This is a genomic window from Sporosarcina koreensis, assembly GCF_001531445.1.
GTDB classification, from domain to species: domain Bacteria; phylum Bacillota; class Bacilli; order Bacillales_A; family Planococcaceae; genus Sporosarcina; species Sporosarcina koreensis_C.
This window is the reverse complement of sequence record NZ_LQYA01000123.1, coordinates 41,337-58,031: the sequence shown is the minus strand read 5'-3', so window position 1 is coordinate 58,031 and position 16,695 is coordinate 41,337. Positions and strand designations below refer to the sequence as shown.

Below are 16,695 nucleotides of genomic sequence, written 5' to 3'. Positions count from 1 at the left end.
CATAGGACTCATTTTAGGACTAGGCATGAAAACATACGGGTACTTCCTATCGGCTCCAAGTTTTGAAATGACAGGCGGGATTATAATCGCTTTCGGCTATATTAGTTTAATTGGCCTTTTGTACAGCATAACATCTACATCCCGGTTGTTATCGTACTTCGAGCAAGTCGGCAAATTATCGTTAACGAATTATATTCTCCAAACAATCATTTGCACAACAATCTTTTATGGCTATGGGTTTGGTGTATTCGGTAAAATTGGTGTTTTCAAAGCGATGTTGCTTGGCATCCTCATCTTTACGATGCAAATTGCTTTCAGTTTCCTTTACACCAAATATTTTCGCTACGGACCTTTGGAAAAAATCGTCCGAATCGGGACATATTTATCATATTCTACTTCCTCGAAGAAGCAGCGGAAAATGGATATCCCTTCTACTGAAGAAACGGAGAGTGATCTGAAATTAAGTCGTCCTTCATAAATAAAACAATATGTAAAAGAGCCATTTTCTTTTTTATATTCGCAATATCTTTAACAATCCTAGCAACCCTCATCACATACCTCATCAATCCTGATGTGAATGATGTGCTTGATGGAATCGGAAATCAATCGTCAGACACATTGAGTGATTCTCGCGGTATCCATAAAGTCTGGGCGTTCATTGTGAATAACGGTTTTTCAGTACCTTTACAAATGTTCCTATTAGCCTTGATTCCCATACAGTTTTTGTATGTCTTAAATATCATGACAACTGTATCCTTACCTGGTATTCTTTTCGGCATCGCTTTGCGAATCGATGCGGACAAAGGTTTTGGGATGATTTTTTCCTCCATCCCTCACTTTGTTTTTGAAATCTTTGCTTTTTGCTTGCTCGCGGCAACCCTTTTTGAATTGAATCGGGCTGTCAGAATAAAAATAAAAAATCTATTCAAGACGGACAAAGTAGAGATATCTTTTAACGAAAAACTAGTGAAAGCAGTAAAGTTTTACGGAATTTTTGTTTTACCAATTATTACTATAGCCGCCTTTTTGGAAACGTATGCAGCGGATTTGATATACCAATTTTTTCAATAGAATATATAATTCGAGAAATAGGTCATACAGATATCAATCTACATAATAAAACACCCCAAAAGTTAGTTTGACTCTAACTTCTGGGGTGTACTTTAATTGGATCCGTCCTCGTTTTATTCCGCTGCTATCTTACTTACTTCCTGTGGCAAACTGAAATCTTCGATATCATTAAAATAGCTATACGTCGCATTCAATTTCTGACGCGAACGATATGAATTCCCATCGCTATAATTCCTCATATCGGAAGACCATTTGAAGCTCGTCACGTACGAAGTGCTTTTATTGAAAGTGATGACCAATTCAATTTTGTCAACGATGTTGAAGCCATCCTGAGATGGTCCGATATCTGGGAAAAGTTCTTTAATCCGCTTGTAATCGTTGCGGTCCAGTGACAAACTCAATGCGTATCCGTACTCAATCGGTTCTAGTACAAACTCATCCTCAAACTCTTTGAATTTGGATAGGTCAAGCATTGGATGCGATTCGGCAGCCAGCGTTCCGAACAATTCTTCAATCGATCCGGATGGCAGCTCTTCCCAGTCGCTTTCCTTTTCAGGCTTTGCAAACGTCCGGTCACCCACTTGGTATAAATCTTGCTTCCAGCTTCTCACGCCTCGTGGGGAAATGATTGATTTCTGGCGTACTTTCATCGGATCAAGGAAAGCGTCAATCTTCATATCGAATTTTGCACCAGCTTTTTCAGGATTTTCGATATCTCCGTCATACACAGTCACTGCGTAATCATCGTAGACAATATGGGCTCGTACAGCTTTCAACGATTTTTCCATCGCTTCTTGGGATTTATCCAATAAATCTCCAGCCGTCATTTTCTTTTGTGCCTCTCCAGAACTGCTGCAAGCAGCCAAAAGAAGAACGAGCGAACCGACAGCAAGGGCACTGATTATTTTTTTCACATGTAAACTTCCTCTCTTCAAAACCTATGTACATTTTACTGGATTGTGCGCACTTCATCAATCCATTAGACGGATATTCTGCAAGAGAAGTTGCATGCAGCACGAAACTGAAAGAGTTCTCGTTCATTTCGCCAAGAGTTTTCATTCTTGCAGACAAAGTTCTCGTTTATAACGTCATTCCATTCAATCTTCTCTAAAATGCCATATGTCTGTCATGAATTCCTCAATGGTGCGGAGATTGGGCGTAAAACCGATTCCCGATGCAGTCGGTACAGTGATATAGCCATCAGTCACAATCACTTCGGGCTCGATAATATCTTTTTTCCAGTAATGGGATGAGCCTGCCGTATCACCTGGAAGTGTAAAATTCGGAAGCGACGTCAAGGCAATATTGTGGGCGCGGCCGATTCCCGCTTCAAGCATGCCGCCACACCAGACGGGAACACCTTTCTCCATGCAATAATCATGAATCCGTTTCGCTTCGGACAAGCCGCCGACTCTCCCGATCTTCACATTGATGACTTTTGTGCTTCCGAGCTCGACTGCTTTTCGCACATCTTCTACGGAATGGATGCTTTCATCAAGGCAGATCGGCGTCTTCAATTGTTTTTGCAAGACGGCGTGATCGACGATGTCATCGTGTGCGAGTGGTTGCTCAATCATCAGCAAGCCGAAGTCGTCCAACTGCTTCAATAAATCGATGTCGCCTAGTGAATAGGCCGAATTGGCATCCGCCATAAGCGGCACGTCTGGAAAAGCGGATCTCAGTCCTCGGAGGACGTCAACGTCAGCTCCCGGCTTGATTTTCACTTTAATCCGTTTATAGCCTTCCTCCAAATATCTCTGCACTTTATCAATCAAGCCGGCTAGATCCTTTTGAATCCCAATGCTAATACCGACTTCGATTCGCTCACGTTGACCGCCTAACGCTTCAGCCAATGAAATCCCTTTCCGTTTGGCGTACAGATCCCAAATGGCGCCTTCAATGGACGCCTTTGCCATATTGTTGCCGCGGATCGGAGAAAACAAATTGCCTACCTGATCAGGATGGCTGATTTCCTTCCCAAGCAGAAGTGGGATGAGGAAATCACTAAGCATATGCAAGCTCGTTTCCACCGTCTCCTCCGTATACCACGGGGCGTCGAATGCAACGGATTCACCCCAGCCCGAATTCCCCAGCTCATCATAAACTTCTAGCAATAAAAAATGCTTATCTTGCATAGTCCCGAAGCTTGTTGAAAAAGTTTCCTTCATTCTCATTTTCATTTTACGGATCGTCACTTTTGTAATTCGCAAAATCGATACCCCTTCCCTGAAAATGTGTAAAAACATCCTGCCGTTGCGACAGGATGCCTGTAATTACTTTACGGTTTCAACGTCCACTGTCATCCGCCAGCCGAACGGGTCTTCTGCTCTTCCCGTCTGGATGCCTGTCATCGTATCATAGACCCTTTGTGCCAATTCGCCAATTTCTCCGTCGTTAATAGTGATTTTCTTTTCATTCCAATAAAGCTCCCCGATCGGAGAGATGACCGCTGCAGTTCCCGTGCCGAACGCTTCCTCTAATAGCCCGGACTGATAAGCTTCGTAAAGCTCCTCCATGGAAATCTTCCGTTCGGTAATAGGAATGTCCCAATGTTGTAGCAATTCAATGACGGATTTACGTGTGATCCCCTCTAAAATGCTTCCATTGAGCTCAGGTGTGACAACTTCCCCGTTCAATTTGAAAAATACATTCATCGCGCCGACTTCCTCGATGTAACGGTGTTCTTTCCCATCGAGCCAGAGCACTTGCGAATACCCCTTCGCTTCCGCCACTTCTTGCGCTTTCATGGCGCCTGCGTAGTTGCCTGCCGTTTTCGCACTGCCTGTCCCGCCCGTTACCGCACGGACGAATTCAGATTCTACCGCAATCTTAACGGGGTTGATGCCTTCCTTGTAATAGGCGCCAACCGGTGAAAGAATGATCATGAAGCGATACGTTTTCGACGGAGCAACCCCTAAATAAGGCTGTGTCGCGAAAATGAAAGGCCGGATGTAAAGGGACGTCCCCTCGATATTCGGAATCCAATCCTTATCGACTTGAATCAGTTTCCGTAGGCCGGAAAGAGCGAGTTCCTCGTCGAACGCCGGGATGCACAGCCTTTCATTCGAACGGTTCAATCTCTTCATATTTTCTTCGGGTCTGAACAGTAGCACTTCCTCGTCATCTGTCACATATGCTTTCAATCCTTCGAACACCGTTTGTCCATAGTGGAATATCATTGCCGCAGGATCGAGCAGGATTGGCTCATACGGGACAATCTTCGGATCATGCCAACCTTGTTCTTCGGAATAATCCATTGTAAACATATGGTCAGTAAAAACAGTGCCGAATGAAAGCTGATCGAACGCAGGCTTCGTTTTCGGGTTTAAGGTCTTTTCAATATCGATTAGTAAATTCGTCATCGTAAATCCCCCTTTTGCTATGTATTTTTTCATTATACACGAAACAGCGGTAACAGATATGATAAAATGAATGAAATGGAGGGATGACGTTGACGATAACTGAGAAAATGCCTGGGGATGAACGCCGGCAATTGATTTTAAAAACATTACAAAAAGCCGACAGCCCAATGACCGGCAAAGAGCTTGGTGAACTGACGAATGTCAGCCGCCAAGTCATCGTCGGGGATATCACATTATTGAAAGCGAAGAAGGAACCGATCCTTGCGACAAGCCAAGGGTACATCTATATGCATGCATCTGTAGGACCGGAGAAAATCGAGAAAGTGCTTGTCTGTCAGCATGCACCTGACCAAACGGAGGAAGAGTTGAATATCCTCGTGGATCACGGTTTGACTGTGAAAGATGTGAAAATTGAACATCCCGTTTACGGCGACTTGAGCGCTTCCATAATGGTCGCGAATCGTCTGGAAGTGAAAGAATTCATAGCAAAGGTCAATGAAGCGAATGCAGCGTACCTTTCCAATTTATCTGAGGGGGGCATCCATCTCCATACGGTCGTCGCCGACGAACAACATCAAATCGACAATGCCGAAATCACATTAAAAAAAGCGGGTATCCTCGTTGAATGAAGGAAATTAATTCGGAAGAAAATTTCATGTAACTCAGAACCTTTATACAGCAAGGTTTATCGTACCTACATCATCTTTCATCAGATGGTGTTTTTTTGTTTTTGGCGCGGTAAATAGTGCAACACATCGCCAGATGGCCCTACCTTGATTTGGACTAATAGAACAGTTCTAATCATATTCTAAAAAAAGAAAACAATAAGAAGGAGTGTAACGTTAGTTGAGAAAAGTTAAGGTTCGTTTACGACCCCTTGTAAATAAGATAAATCTACCCACTGTCATGAAAACAGCTATACTTCCGGGTGAATCCATTGAAAGGTTATTTATTGCGACCCAGATAGGTGAGATCTATTACATAGGAAACGGTGAGATAAGAACTTTTTTGGATATTCGCTCGCGAATCATAAAATTAGGGGGGGCTAGTGGCGGGTATGATGAACGGGGATTGCTAGGTTTGGCGTTTCATCCTAACTTTTATTTTAACGGTCTGTTTTATCTTCATTATTCAGTAGCCGGAACACAAGGTCCAGGTGCTCTTCCAGAACCTTTCAAGCCTAACCCATGCGATCCTGGAACTTTAAACCTAAGGTGGATAAATAGAGAAACGCAATATGATCATATTGACACAGTCGAAGAATGGATTTTACAACGAAAAAGTCAACCTCAAAAACGACGGACATTACTTAACTTAAGAAGACCATTTTCAAATCATAATGGCGTCAACAGCTTAAACTTTTCGCCTGAAACAGGAAGACTTGTTTTAACAACCGGAGATGGTGGATCAGGCTATGATCCATTTAATTTAAGTCAGAATGCTATGGAGATAGCAGGAAAAATAATTGAAATTGATGTAGATATGAATACATTTATCAATGATCCACCCGTAGTCACACGTTTTAATGAACTTCCCGCAACTATTCAGGAAACACTTACAGTCATTGCCAAAGGCGTTCGAAATATCCCAGGCATTTCATATCAACGGTTTTATAATCAGTATATCAAGTATGCGGGAAATGTCGGCCAGGATTTGGTAGAGTCGATTTTTTCATTCGTTCAATATAAACCAATACCGGTACCTCAGCTTATTCAATCTGCTTTAAGAAATGCTGAACCTGACGAAGAAGGAATCATCAACTTTGGCTGGCGGGGATGGGAAGGTTCCTTTCCCACTTCGATTATAAGTGGCTGCTCCGCAAATCCGACTTTGGATGAGAAAACAATTGCTTATTACAATGAAGCGGTAATAACTTCGTTCAAGCGTCTTCAGCCGTTAACTAGTTATTTTCATCAAGATCCCCGACTCAATAAGTTTGGAGGAACTGCACTTACAGGCGTGCAAGCCTATATGGGAAATGAAATCCACGATTTAACGGGAAGCGTCGTGTTTACCGATATAGCGCGGAAGGTTCCGGGTAGAGGGGTTTTAGCTTATACAAGGGTAAGAACAGATGGTAAATTAAATGATTTTAGTGTTATTCAAACCGATACTAATTTTGGGTCTCAATCAGCTTATTATGTTAGTTTAGGAACGAATCTGAATCAAACGAGACTATATTTAGGGGTTTACGGTTCTATGAATGTGACTGATTATAACAAAGGTACTATATTTGAAATTGTATCGTGATTGATAATTCGACGTAAACGAAACGGGACCGACAGTATCTTTAAAACTTTGGCGGTCCTCGTTTTTGAGATAGGCATCTTATGTATTAATAGCCATAAGGACGGTAGTATAGTTGGCTGTAGTATGGATAGCGATAGTATGGTGGATATGGTGGGTAGAATGGATAAAACGGGAAAAAGGGGTATTGAAAACGTGGACGTCGTCTTCTGCGACGCCTGCCATAACTGTCAAAATCGTAGTCAAAGTCATCATCATCGAACCTGTCAAATCGATCGTAATCAAATTGTCTCATTATTTACTCCTCCTTTTGATCCCGGTTTAGGTTATGCTAGGCAAGGATTGCAATCTGTGCATTCGCCTACATGTAACATTGGTAAACTTCAACTGGTATTTCAATTAGACGTATGACTCCAAAATAAAATTAGGTATCGCCTCATCAACATTAGTTTGAAACCTTTTTTACTTCGCATACATATAGTATTGAAAAAGCAAAAAGGAGCTACACTTTTGGAAATACCAGTTTCAGGATTCATGTATCATTCAGACGGTTCGGATTATATGCACTCCCATCAGCTACTTATTACTCAATGGGATGGAATACCCGTACCCGCACATGTCCATGAACTTAGAGGTGTCACTTCTTTTGATGTAGGGCATAATCACACATATGCTGGAACTACTGAACCAGCCCCAAGTGGTGTACCACACACTCATAGATACTTCACTTTTACAACTGTAGATGATCGACATCGACATGAGATTCGTGGAGTTACTGGGCCAGCTATTCAACTTCCTAACGGCGGTCATTATCATGAGTTTAGTGGTTTTACTACCGTAAATGGTGCTAATCCCCATAGACACAGTTATGGCGGAAGAACAAGTTTATAAAAACCCTTTGGAGTTCCAAAGGGTTTTTACTTTTCAATGGGATCATTTGAATAGTAATTGTTAACCAAACCACAAAGCTTTAATTGCGGCTTATTTACCGTTTCCGTCAATCCCTGTTTCAAACTTCAACTGTTCCAAAAAAGCGACCATGAAGGCATGGCGTTCCCCCGCAAGACGTTTTCCTTCCTCGGTCACCATCAAATCTTTCAATAAAAGCAGTTTTTCGTAAAAATGCGTGACGGAGGCCGTTTCTTTGGACCGGTATTCATCCTCGGACATTTCCGTTCTTGCGATTTCCTCCGCATCATATAATTTCCGTCCCCTTGCCCCTCCAAATGCGAAAGTCCGGGCGATGCCGATTGCACCGATTGCGTCGAGCCGGTCCGCATCCCTCACGATGGCACCTTCAATCGAGACAATCTCCTCTTCGTTGCCACCGTTGAACGAAACGCTTTTGATTGTTTCCACAACCTTCATCGCCAACTCGTCATCTGCTTTAGCCGAACGAAGGAGCTCTGATGCAGACACACTGCCAAATTCTTTATATTTCGGATCATCGATATCATGCAGCAGGACGGCAAGCCTTATGACCGGCAAATCCGCTTCAGGCATTGTCCGTGCAATGTCTTCAGCATTTTTCATGACCCGTAAAATGTGATCATAATCATGGCTGGCATCGAACTGTTCATAGATTGCGATCACTTGCTCTGTACATCTTTCAATAATTTTTCCCATTTGAACACCTTCTCATTTTTTATTTTCCTATATAAGGATTGAAGCGTAAGGCGGCGACTCCTGTGGGAATAGTATGAGCTGAAGACCCCGCAACGAAGCGAAGCGAAGTGAGGAGACTAAAGCCATGCCCACGGAAAGCATCCGCCTGGAGCGGAAATCCGGTATATTAAAGTCCTCTTTTACAATTCGACTGAAAATTTAGGCATGTAATTGACGTATATTGTCGATTCATGTATAGTAAATGCAACCATGTTAATAATGGGGAAGACATTGAAATGCCGAGGGAGGAATAAGCATGTACCAAGGTAAAGTAAAATGGTTCAGCAATGAAAAAGGTTACGGCTTCATTGAAACGGATAACGGCGAAGACGTGTTTGTCCACTACACTGGCATTATGTCAGAAGGATTCAAGACATTGGATGAAGGCCAGACCGTATCCTTCGAAATCATAGAAGGTAACCGCGGACCCCAAGCGGCAAATGTCTTGACGATAACATGAATGATGAATGAGTAAGCGTGCAGTATCCCGCCTAGAGAATCCTGGCGGGATATTATTTTGTCAATTTATTCATTTCATTCCCTAAAAATCGAAGTTGTTCCCCGATTGTGCATGTCCGGATGCAAAATTGATGCGCTCGTGCTTTCCCGATGTCCTTCGCCTGTTGCCTTTTGACAAAACATCCTTCACAATACGTATCAAGCACTTCATTGATTTCATTCATGACTGTTAATTTATCCATAGCAGCCTCCTGGTAAGTTCGTTCATTCATTTTAGTATGCTTTTCAACAGGTTGCAACAAAGATAAGGAGAGATGGAAGATGATCGAATTGTACGTGGATGGCGCAAGTGCCGGAAATCCTGGCAAAAGCGGTATTGGAATATACATTAAAGGAGAAGGTAAAATAGTAAAACTCTCCGAACCAATCGAGCCGACGAACAATCACACGGCTGAATTTATTGCACTTCTCCGCGGAATGGAAGAAGCCGCAAAACTGACGACAGGCATCGTCTCCGCCCGTTCTGATTCAAAAGCTGTCGTTTCAGCTGTAGAAAATGAATTTGTGAAAAACGAAATACATAAGGACTATTTGAATAAAATCTTAGCCATTTCAAAAACGTTCGAGTTTTTCTTCATTAAATGGATACCGGACAGTGAAAATCGCGCGGCAGATGCACTTGCCCGGGAAGCGATCCACAAACAAGAGAAAAAGGACGAAGGAAATAGATAAGAGCATTCACCGACTGGCAAATGCTCCTTATCCTACTTCACTTTCATGAATGTAACTGTGTCTTGAATGTTGTCATAAAGCACCCATTCCTTATCGGAAACGACAGCCCCGACATTGACGAGAGTTTGGCCGTCTTTCACATCATATGGATGATCGAACAGAATGACCTCTTCCGCTACTCCATTGCGCAGTAACGCGGAACGGTGGCTATGGCCGTAGAACGTCAGACGTTTCGACACTCCCGCTTCCAATAACGACCACGGTTCCCCGCCCCACTTCCATTGATGGCCGTGAATCACTTCCGCCTCGCCGAGTTGAATTCTTTCGGGCATCGCAGAGAGCATTCCAAGCAAAGGATCATCCGTTTCGGTAATGAACAAGATCCGTTCTTCCTGATTCCCTTTCACCGAAGGAAACGTAAGCAGCTCAACAAAACCTTCAGGTATGAGCATCACTTCTTCAAGGCTGTTAAACTTGCGCTCATGCATATTGCGCTTGCTGATTGTGCATTCGAACAGGTCCCCGATACCGATCAAAACGGCCTCGGGCGCCCGTTCTTTAATATGGGACAGGACGTCCGCCAAATCCTCTTTTGAGGAATGGACATCCCCTATAATTGCATATTGCATATTCATGATGTCACCGCCTTAATTTACCCCTTTTCCACTTCAACGATTTCCCTAGAAATCCAGTCGCTGAAACTCCCAACATACAACTTGACATGCTCATAGCCATTCTGCTTCAGCATCGCAAATAACGGGGCAGCTGTTACGCCGCTTCCACAGTACACGACGACTTCTTCATCTTTCTTCACGACTCGGGACAGCTGCTCGCCCACTTCCACATGCAAGTTGAAAGAACCATCTTTTTTCAGCTGTTCCCAATCAAAATTCAGCGCACCCGGAATACGCCCTGCAATCGGGTCGATCGGTTCGACTTCACCGCGATAGCGTTCCGCGGAACGGGCATCGAGCAGTACATTTCCGGTTTTCCCTTCAACCGTCATTTCGACAAATTCACGGGAGGCAAAAATCGCATCATCCCAAACAGGGACGACATTGGATTGTTCTGGCATCACTGCGTTTCGAGATACAGGGACTCCGTGTGCTGCAAGCTCCTCGAATCCTTCCGTTACGATGAAGGAATTTTGAAACCCACCGTATTGGAGAATCCACCATGCTCTTGCCGCGAAAGGGCTGCCGCCATCGTCATAAATAAGAATCCGGTCATCGAGGTCAAGACCGCTTTTACGGAATAACGACGTCAACGTCTCCTTATCGGGCAAAGGATGCCTTCCTGTTTTCTTTGTCATATCGGAAAGATCATTCTCGAGATGCCAGTAGATCGCTCCATTACTATGCCCCTCTTCAAACTTTTTTCTCCCCGATTCGCTGTCTTGCAATGAAAAACGGGTATCTATCCATTTTGCATTGCTGATATCCATATTTTTGATCGACTTGAAAACTTCACTCATTTCAACCCATCCCCTTTAGTTGGATATACTCGTGAATAGTTCGCCATTCCTCCAATTGCTCCGTATCTTGCAAGAGGGATCGTTCAGCTTCTACCTGCTTGATGCTCTGATTCAATAAATGAAGCCGCAGCCCTTCCGCTTCCGCCTCGATCCACTGCTCTGCCCAAACCTCAATCTGTTCTTTTTCCTTGCCTAAATAGATGGAGGCATCCTGTTTCAGCCGTTCTTCCAGTCGGCCTTTCAATACGAGACGATCGCCTTTTTCGAAAAACGACTTCTGATTTTTGAATGTCCTGTTGACATCCTTATAGACCGCCGCGTTTTCAAAAGGAGTTGCGAATGATAGCATCACAGCATCTTCCGCTTCATATGGAGAAGGAGAAATCGAACTGTCCTTTTCGCTAAGGAAGCGCATTTCGGAACGCTCCCGCTCTTTCAATAATTTATTCATGAAATTCAGCATGCGTAAATTGGTCACTTTCAACTCTTGCGTCAAATCGAAGCCTACCATCTGCACCGTTTCGGCAAGCGCCATCTTCAGCGCCCTTTCAGCTGGATGATTGGCAAATGTTGACGGACTATAGCCTTCCTTGAAGAAGTCCCCAAAACGAAGGAATACCCGCTGTAAAATATAATAAACCAATTCATTCAACTCATTACTGGAAGCTTTTCGGATTACCTCTGCAAAACCATTCGCATAACGGGCACGGACTTCCTGTTCGAAGCGATCAAGCTCCAACATACGCTCGGCCTTGCGTGATCTGTTCGCTTCCGCCCGATCAATCAATGTGGCAAGCCTGTTGACCGCTTTCGTTGACTCTTCTTCCAAAGCCTGAATGGCAAGCCCTTTCAAATCATCCTTCAGGAAATGAGCGAAATGCTTTTCAAACGTTTCCATCGAGCTGTCCTGACGATTATCGAGCTTTGCTTCCAATGCTTGCAGGCTTGAGATGCCGTGGACACGAGGATGACGGATTCCGAATGCAGCCAGTTCCCCTTCAACGAATGAAAGGACCGTTTCCGCTTCTTCCGCATTGTTTGCCAAATCGATCGCATTGACGATGAAGAACATTTTATCCAATTCAAAAGCATCCTTCACGCGCCCGAGTTGGATGAGGAACTCCCTGTCGGCTCGCGCAAACGCATGATTATAATAAGTGATGAAAAGGATTGCGTCCGCATTCCTTATATATTCAAAAGCGACATCGGTATGCCGCGCATTAATGGAATCCGCTCCCGGTGTATCAACAAGCGTTATCCCTTGCCTCGTCAATGGACAATCGATGTACAAGTCAATCGAGTCAACGAAACAGCTGCGCTCCTCCTCCGCCACAAATCGGGTAAATTCGGTTTGATCGACATTCATGACAGACCCGAGTCGATCCTTATAAATCGGATAGCCCGTCTGAAACGCGCGGATGAATGTTTTATGGATGTGCAGGCTTTCGTTTTCCAGCTCTTTCACCAAAACATCTCCGGCTTTTTGGAACGCTTCTTCTAATGTAGCAATCGGCATTCCGAGCGCTTCGAATGAAAATGCAACATCTTCGGTCATCTGGCTGACCGTTTTCAAATGAACATCGGCTGTTCTATCAGCTTTCCCGGTTGAAACCGGTCGGATCCGGTTGATGGCAGCTGTCGTCGGATTTGGCGACACCGGCAGTACACGGTCGCCAATCAATGCATTGGAAAAGGATGATTTCCCGGCGCTGAACGCTCCGAATAAGGCGACTGTGAATTCCTGATGGGCTAGACGATCTGCTTTGTTTCGCAAATAATCGGCCGTCTCCGAAAATCCGGGGATCTCCATGACAGATTGCGCAATACGAAGCGCCTGATCGATGACGCTATCCGCATCCAAACCGGTCGGATGAACTTCGATGGCAAGTTCCTGTTCCTGCTCTACCGTTTCAGAATCCGTCTCGCTCGCCGCCGTTTCCAGCCCATTAAGTTCGATCGTTTCAATAGCCGGTCTCTTTTCCCATTGTTCAAGCAAAGATTCGCTTGAAGCTTGTAACTTTGCTGACGGAGCGGAAATACTCTCGGTGAATTCAGCTATTTTATGATCGATTTCATTCACTTGTGCAATGGCTGCAAGCTTTTGTTCAAGCGATTGGATCGATTGAAGAAGCTGTTCCGAATGTTCATTGCCCGCAGAAGCGGCGATCGACGACATTTCTTGTTTCCAGTCTTCTGTCCGTTTGCGGAAAAATTGCTGGATGGCCGATTTCATTTGTTCCGCCATGTTCAATACAGTATCTCCCGTAACAACATCCGAAACATTCAAGTAGGTGTCAATCTCTTCAAACGGCACCGACATATCCATTCCGTCAATTTCAATGGACCGCTCATCCGTCAACAATCCGGCATCTTTGAGCGTCTTTTTCATGAGTGCCTTCAAATGCACTTCAATTTGTGTATGTATCAGTTTTGACAAGTTGGAAGCTAAGGATTCCCTTCTCTTCGTTTTTTCCTCTGCCGTCTTCTTTGCACCGAATAAGAGGCCGACTTTGAACCGAGGCGATTTCGACTCCAAATAGTCCTTCAACAGCTCTCGCGTTTCAAAAGGGCTGATGGAAGCGTTGCGCAGCAAATCATTTCGTTCCCTTTCAAATGTTGCGTAAAACTCGTCCCCTGACAAAAGGGAGGCACGCTTCTTCAATTCCCCCACTTCCATGGAGAGTTCTTCGTACTGACTCCATTCATCATCCAAAACGATTTCTGAATAAGCAGATTTACAATCGGTCTTTTCATCTTCTAGAAATTCCAAATGCTCTTCCTTCAATTTCAACAGCGATTGTTCAGCGTTTTCTAAGAAATGATCTTTCCAATTGACAATCGAGCCTTCAACGATTGCTTTCACCTTTTCGAAGTCATTGAATGGAAGGTCAACAGATTTTAAAGATGTATAAAAGATTCCTTTCGGCTCAACGCCCCATAATTTGAAAGAATCTTCAACAGACTTCTTGAAGTCTTCAAAAGGCAATTCACTTTCCCGGTGCTTGTCAATTTGATTAATAATCAGATAAACATTGGCATTATAACGCAAAAGCTCTTTCGTGAACTTGAAATTCAGTTCCGACTGGACATGATTATAATCCATCGTATAGAACACGAGATCAGCCAGATGCAGCGCCGATTCCGTCGACAAACGATGGGCATCATCCGTCGAATCGACTCCTGGCGTATCCATGACCGTTATCGCTTCCGGTAATTTGGATGCGGGATGCCCGATTTCGATAAGAGAAAATTCCGCGCCGTCCTTACTGAAGGACTTGATCGCATCAAAAAAGTGATGACCTTTGTATTTGACGAGCGAACCAACCGTCCGATGGATGATCGCAAACTCTTCATCGGTCTTCTTCACTTTGACAATATTGGCGCTCGTCGGGATTGGACTGGTCGGCAAAAAATCTTCGCCGGTCAATGCATTGATCATAGAGGATTTGCCTGCCGAGAAATGACCTGCGAATCCGATGACAAACTCCTCGTCTATTAACTTTCGAGACAAGGAAGCCGCTTTCCTTACACGTTCTTCGTCGTAATTGTTGTTAAATAAATGACCGTAAATAGCTGTTCGTACTAAGAGTTCATTATCAAACATAATATTCGACCCTTCCTAACATTCTCTATCTACTATACCATTATTCTGAACCGATCGATCCTGATTGAAAATTCGAAGTTTATGTATACCGTCCTCTTTTTCCATGAACAAGGAAAGCTGTCTTCAATCGAGATACATCGATCAGGAAGACAGCTATTTTCATTATTTCTTGACGAAAGTCTGAAGCTCCACCGGAAAAATCCCAGCAATCACTTCTTTCATTTCCTGTTCGGCATTTTCCAATAGGATATGCACGGTACCGGAATCCTCCGATGTCCGAATAAGCCTTCCAGCGCCTTGCCTTAAACGAAGTAGCATGAATGGCAAATCCACTTCCTCAAACGGATTTTCCGCATGTTTCCTACGCGCATCGAATAATGGATCATGGGGAGGGAACGGTAAATCATAGATGATGACCCGAGTGAGCGCATCTTGCGGTATATCGAGACCTTCCCATAAATGATACGAGCAGAGCACGGAAAGTTCTTTCTGCTGGAAGTCACGGATGATGGACGATAATTCCCGTTCCCCCTCGAAAGCCATTCCCTTTCTTTGCTCTTCATTCAACTCCGCCTGGAATTTTTTCATCGATTGTTCCGATTTGAAAAGCAGCAATGTTTGTTGTCCATCCTTCAACAAGTCCAGCACATAGTTGGGCTTTTCCCCTTCGTCGATATCAGCTGCGATGACTTCCATCTTTTCTTTATAATCGAAAGGCGATTCCACCGAAAATGATAGGAAATCATCGATGCCAAGACTATCCAATATATACGAAAAATCCTGTCCGACCGAAAGCGTAGCCGATGAAAAGACGATCGGTACATTGGATGAAAACAGCTTTTCTTTCAAAATATCCGTGACGAGCCTCGGCATGATAATAAGCGTCATTCCATCTTCGCTTTCTTCCAGCCAGTCGACCGCGTCGTTTTCAGTCACAAATAATTCCATCGAATACATGTATTGCTCCAAGTATTCCTCGACCATTTTCAGATCATATTCTGGAATGATATAGAGTTCGCCTTCGAACACGAACTCTTCCAGCAAAGCGGTAGAGATGGAGATCGCTTCCCTTCCAACCGAAAGGATTTCTCCACTTTTCCGGATTGCTTTCCGTTCATCCGCGCTCTCTTTCGATGCAGATCGTAAAAGCCGGAAGAAATCTTCATGGACGTCAATCAAGCGTTCCATCAATTGCAGCGTCTCTTCCCGTACCCCGTCCACCATGACCCGCTCCATCAAATTGAGCAGCGTATGATTTTGAACTTCATACGTAAGCGCTCGTTGTGCCGAATATTCCAGTAGATGTCCTTCATCGAAAACGATCATCGATACGTCAGGAAGCAATGGCATTTGACCTTGTCGCTTTCTCGATTCCTTCGTCCAAATATGTTCCATATAGAAATCATGTGAGCAAATGATCAAATCCGCCGCTTCGCGATAGTGGTTCCGGTGGATTGTCTGTCCGCATCGATTCCGGATATCACATGCCGCACATTGTTGGATCGGATGGAAATTCATTGTTTTCCATTGTTCGTCGTTCAAATGAGGATAATCGGAGCGCTCCCCGTACGGGAAGACCGATTGGAGGGAAGCATTGCCGTTGACGAAATCGGGTAAGCCGCTATGGACATTTTCCGCAAAATCTTCCATGGAGGCGTCCACTGCTTCATCCAATCTCTTCAGACACAAATATTGATCCCTTGCTTTGGCAAGACGGACGTCAATATCGATTTGCAATGCGTCACTGATTTTACGGATATCCCCTTCTTCTTTCACGAGCTGATCGATCAACGTTTCATCCGCACAGGAAATGAGGGCGGGTTTTCCCGTATACCTTGCATAGGCAATGGCTGGTAATAGATAGGCGATTGTCTTCCCTGTTCCGACACCGGCTTCCGCCATAAGGACCTTCTTCTCTTTCAGCGCTTGTTCAATTTGAAATGCCATATAGATTTGTTCGTCTCTGCATTCGAATCCCTTTTCGGTCAAATCATCATATAATGTATCGCCAATCCAGTCATTCAAGGATTCATAGAATGATTTTTCTTTTGTTAATGAAAATGGCATTTTCCTTTTCATTT

17 protein-coding genes are annotated in these 16,695 nt (G+C 44.1%); 7 read left to right on the top strand and 10 right to left on the bottom strand.

The features are described 5' to 3' along the window. Both AWV70_RS24620 and AWV70_RS13930 read left to right on the top strand, forming a co-directional pair. The coding region (locus AWV70_RS24620; RefSeq protein ID WP_235588672.1) for a DUF418 domain-containing protein at window positions 1–478 on the top strand (478 nt) is incomplete at its 5' end. Further along, window positions 460–1,071 (top strand): stage II sporulation protein M, encoded by a 612-nt coding sequence (locus AWV70_RS13930; RefSeq protein WP_060208305.1) that lies wholly within the window; start codon window positions 460–462, stop codon window positions 1,069–1,071. The genes AWV70_RS24620 and AWV70_RS13930, both read left to right, overlap by 19 nt. 113 nt (window positions 1,072–1,184) lie before the next feature. Here the strand turns inward: AWV70_RS13930 and AWV70_RS13925 are convergent, their stop codons facing one another. From AWV70_RS13925 to AWV70_RS13915, 3 genes are all read right to left on the bottom strand, one after another. Continuing rightward, window positions 1,185–1,985: a DUF6612 family protein gene (locus AWV70_RS13925; RefSeq protein ID WP_060208302.1), complete on the bottom strand. Its 801-nt coding sequence runs from the start codon at window positions 1,983–1,985 to the stop codon at window positions 1,185–1,187. 183 nt (window positions 1,986–2,168) lie between these two features. Then, the gene (gene menC, locus AWV70_RS13920; RefSeq protein ID WP_060208299.1) at window positions 2,169–3,281 is read right to left on the bottom strand and encodes an o-succinylbenzoate synthase; all 1,113 of its coding nucleotides are present in this window, start codon (window positions 3,279–3,281) and stop codon (window positions 2,169–2,171) included. 63 nt (window positions 3,282–3,344) lie between these two features. After that, window positions 3,345–4,433 carry a branched-chain amino acid aminotransferase gene (locus AWV70_RS13915; protein WP_060208297.1) on the bottom strand — a complete coding sequence of 363 codons (1,089 nt, stop codon included), beginning with the start codon at window positions 4,431–4,433 and terminating at the stop codon, window positions 3,345–3,347. An 89-nt stretch (window positions 4,434–4,522) separates the two neighbouring features. Between AWV70_RS13915 and AWV70_RS13910 the strand changes: the two genes are divergently transcribed. Together AWV70_RS13910 and AWV70_RS13905 are read left to right on the top strand one after the other, a co-directional pair. Beyond that, window positions 4,523–5,062: a transcription repressor NadR gene (locus AWV70_RS13910; RefSeq protein WP_153009994.1), complete on the top strand. Its 540-nt coding sequence runs from the start codon at window positions 4,523–4,525 to the stop codon at window positions 5,060–5,062. Window positions 5,063–5,279: 217 nt separating this feature from the next. Further along, the gene (locus AWV70_RS13905; RefSeq protein ID WP_060208292.1) at window positions 5,280–6,683 is read left to right on the top strand and encodes a PQQ-dependent sugar dehydrogenase; all 1,404 of its coding nucleotides are present in this window, start codon (window positions 5,280–5,282) and stop codon (window positions 6,681–6,683) included. Between the two features lie 78 nt (window positions 6,684–6,761). On the opposite strand, the gene AWV70_RS23475 is transcribed toward AWV70_RS13905, so the two are convergent. Continuing rightward, on the bottom strand, window positions 6,762–6,965 hold the full coding sequence (locus tag AWV70_RS23475) for a hypothetical protein (protein ID WP_160327663.1): 204 nt from the start codon (window positions 6,963–6,965) through the stop codon (window positions 6,762–6,764). A gap of 225 nt (window positions 6,966–7,190) precedes the next feature. Here AWV70_RS23475 and AWV70_RS22945 point away from each other — a divergent pair, with 225 nt between their 5' ends. After that, complete coding sequence (locus AWV70_RS22945) at window positions 7,191–7,571, top strand: YmaF family protein (protein ID WP_082713630.1); 381 nt, start codon at window positions 7,191–7,193, stop codon at window positions 7,569–7,571. A gap of 90 nt (window positions 7,572–7,661) precedes the next feature. Here the strand turns inward: AWV70_RS22945 and AWV70_RS13895 are convergent, their stop codons facing one another. Continuing rightward, entirely contained in the window at window positions 7,662–8,306 is a 645-nt protein-coding gene (locus AWV70_RS13895) for an HD domain-containing protein (RefSeq protein WP_060208287.1), read from the bottom strand. A 295-nt stretch (window positions 8,307–8,601) separates the two neighbouring features. Here AWV70_RS13895 and AWV70_RS13890 point away from each other — a divergent pair, with 295 nt between their 5' ends. Continuing rightward, window positions 8,602–8,805: a cold-shock protein gene (locus AWV70_RS13890; RefSeq protein WP_060208284.1), complete on the top strand. Its 204-nt coding sequence runs from the start codon at window positions 8,602–8,604 to the stop codon at window positions 8,803–8,805. A gap of 52 nt (window positions 8,806–8,857) precedes the next feature. Here AWV70_RS13890 and AWV70_RS13885 read toward each other — a convergent pair whose 3' ends face one another. Next, window positions 8,858–9,046 carry a zinc-finger domain-containing protein gene (locus tag AWV70_RS13885; protein ID WP_060208281.1) on the bottom strand — a complete coding sequence of 63 codons (189 nt, stop codon included), beginning with the start codon at window positions 9,044–9,046 and terminating at the stop codon, window positions 8,858–8,860. A gap of 79 nt (window positions 9,047–9,125) precedes the next feature. Here AWV70_RS13885 and AWV70_RS13880 point away from each other — a divergent pair, with 79 nt between their 5' ends. Next, complete coding sequence (locus tag AWV70_RS13880; protein WP_060208278.1) at window positions 9,126–9,536, top strand: ribonuclease HI family protein; 411 nt, start codon at window positions 9,126–9,128, stop codon at window positions 9,534–9,536. A gap of 32 nt (window positions 9,537–9,568) precedes the next feature. Here the strand turns inward: AWV70_RS13880 and AWV70_RS13875 are convergent, their stop codons facing one another. The 4 genes from AWV70_RS13875 to AWV70_RS13860 all read right to left on the bottom strand — a co-directional run bounded on the left by AWV70_RS13875 (window position 9,569) and on the right by AWV70_RS13860 (window position 16,693). Beyond that, window positions 9,569–10,171, bottom strand: a complete 603-nt coding sequence (locus tag AWV70_RS13875) for a metallophosphoesterase family protein (protein WP_082713629.1) — start codon at window positions 10,169–10,171, stop codon at window positions 9,569–9,571. Between the two features lie 17 nt (window positions 10,172–10,188). Next, window positions 10,189–11,010, bottom strand: a complete 822-nt coding sequence (locus AWV70_RS13870; RefSeq protein WP_060208275.1) for a sulfurtransferase — start codon at window positions 11,008–11,010, stop codon at window positions 10,189–10,191. Window position 11,011: 1 nt separating this feature from the next. Further along, window positions 11,012–14,614: a dynamin family protein gene (locus AWV70_RS13865; protein WP_060208272.1), complete on the bottom strand. Its 3,603-nt coding sequence runs from the start codon at window positions 14,612–14,614 to the stop codon at window positions 11,012–11,014. A 162-nt stretch (window positions 14,615–14,776) separates the two neighbouring features. Next, window positions 14,777–16,693, bottom strand: coding sequence for an ATP-dependent DNA helicase (locus AWV70_RS13860; RefSeq protein WP_060208268.1), 1,917 nt, complete (start codon window positions 16,691–16,693; stop codon window positions 14,777–14,779). Window positions 16,694–16,695: the final 2 nt, after the last annotated feature.

What these genes read in the sequence shown, in the direction of transcription:
- AWV70_RS13915 (WP_060208297.1), bottom strand. Translation starts at nt 4,433, where the DNA reads ATGACGAATTTACTAATCGATATTGAAAAGACCTTAAACCCGAAAACG.
- AWV70_RS13895 (WP_060208287.1), bottom strand. Translation starts at nt 8,306, where the DNA reads ATGGGAAAAATTATTGAAAGATGTACAGAGCAAGTGATCGCAATCTAT.
- AWV70_RS13890 (WP_060208284.1), top strand. Translation starts at nt 8,602, where the DNA reads ATGTACCAAGGTAAAGTAAAATGGTTCAGCAATGAAAAAGGTTACGGC.
- AWV70_RS13885 (WP_060208281.1), bottom strand. Translation starts at nt 9,046, where the DNA reads ATGGATAAATTAACAGTCATGAATGAAATCAATGAAGTGCTTGATACG.
- AWV70_RS13880 (WP_060208278.1), top strand. Translation starts at nt 9,126, where the DNA reads ATGATCGAATTGTACGTGGATGGCGCAAGTGCCGGAAATCCTGGCAAA.
- AWV70_RS13875 (WP_082713629.1), bottom strand. Translation starts at nt 10,171, where the DNA reads ATGAATATGCAATATGCAATTATAGGGGATGTCCATTCCTCAAAAGAG.
- AWV70_RS13870 (WP_060208275.1), bottom strand. Translation starts at nt 11,010, where the DNA reads ATGAGTGAAGTTTTCAAGTCGATCAAAAATATGGATATCAGCAATGCA.
- AWV70_RS13865 (WP_060208272.1), bottom strand. Translation starts at nt 14,614, where the DNA reads ATGTTTGATAATGAACTCTTAGTACGAACAGCTATTTACGGTCATTTA.
- AWV70_RS13860 (WP_060208268.1), bottom strand. Translation starts at nt 16,693, where the DNA reads ATGAAAAGGAAAATGCCATTTTCATTAACAAAAGAAAAATCATTCTAT.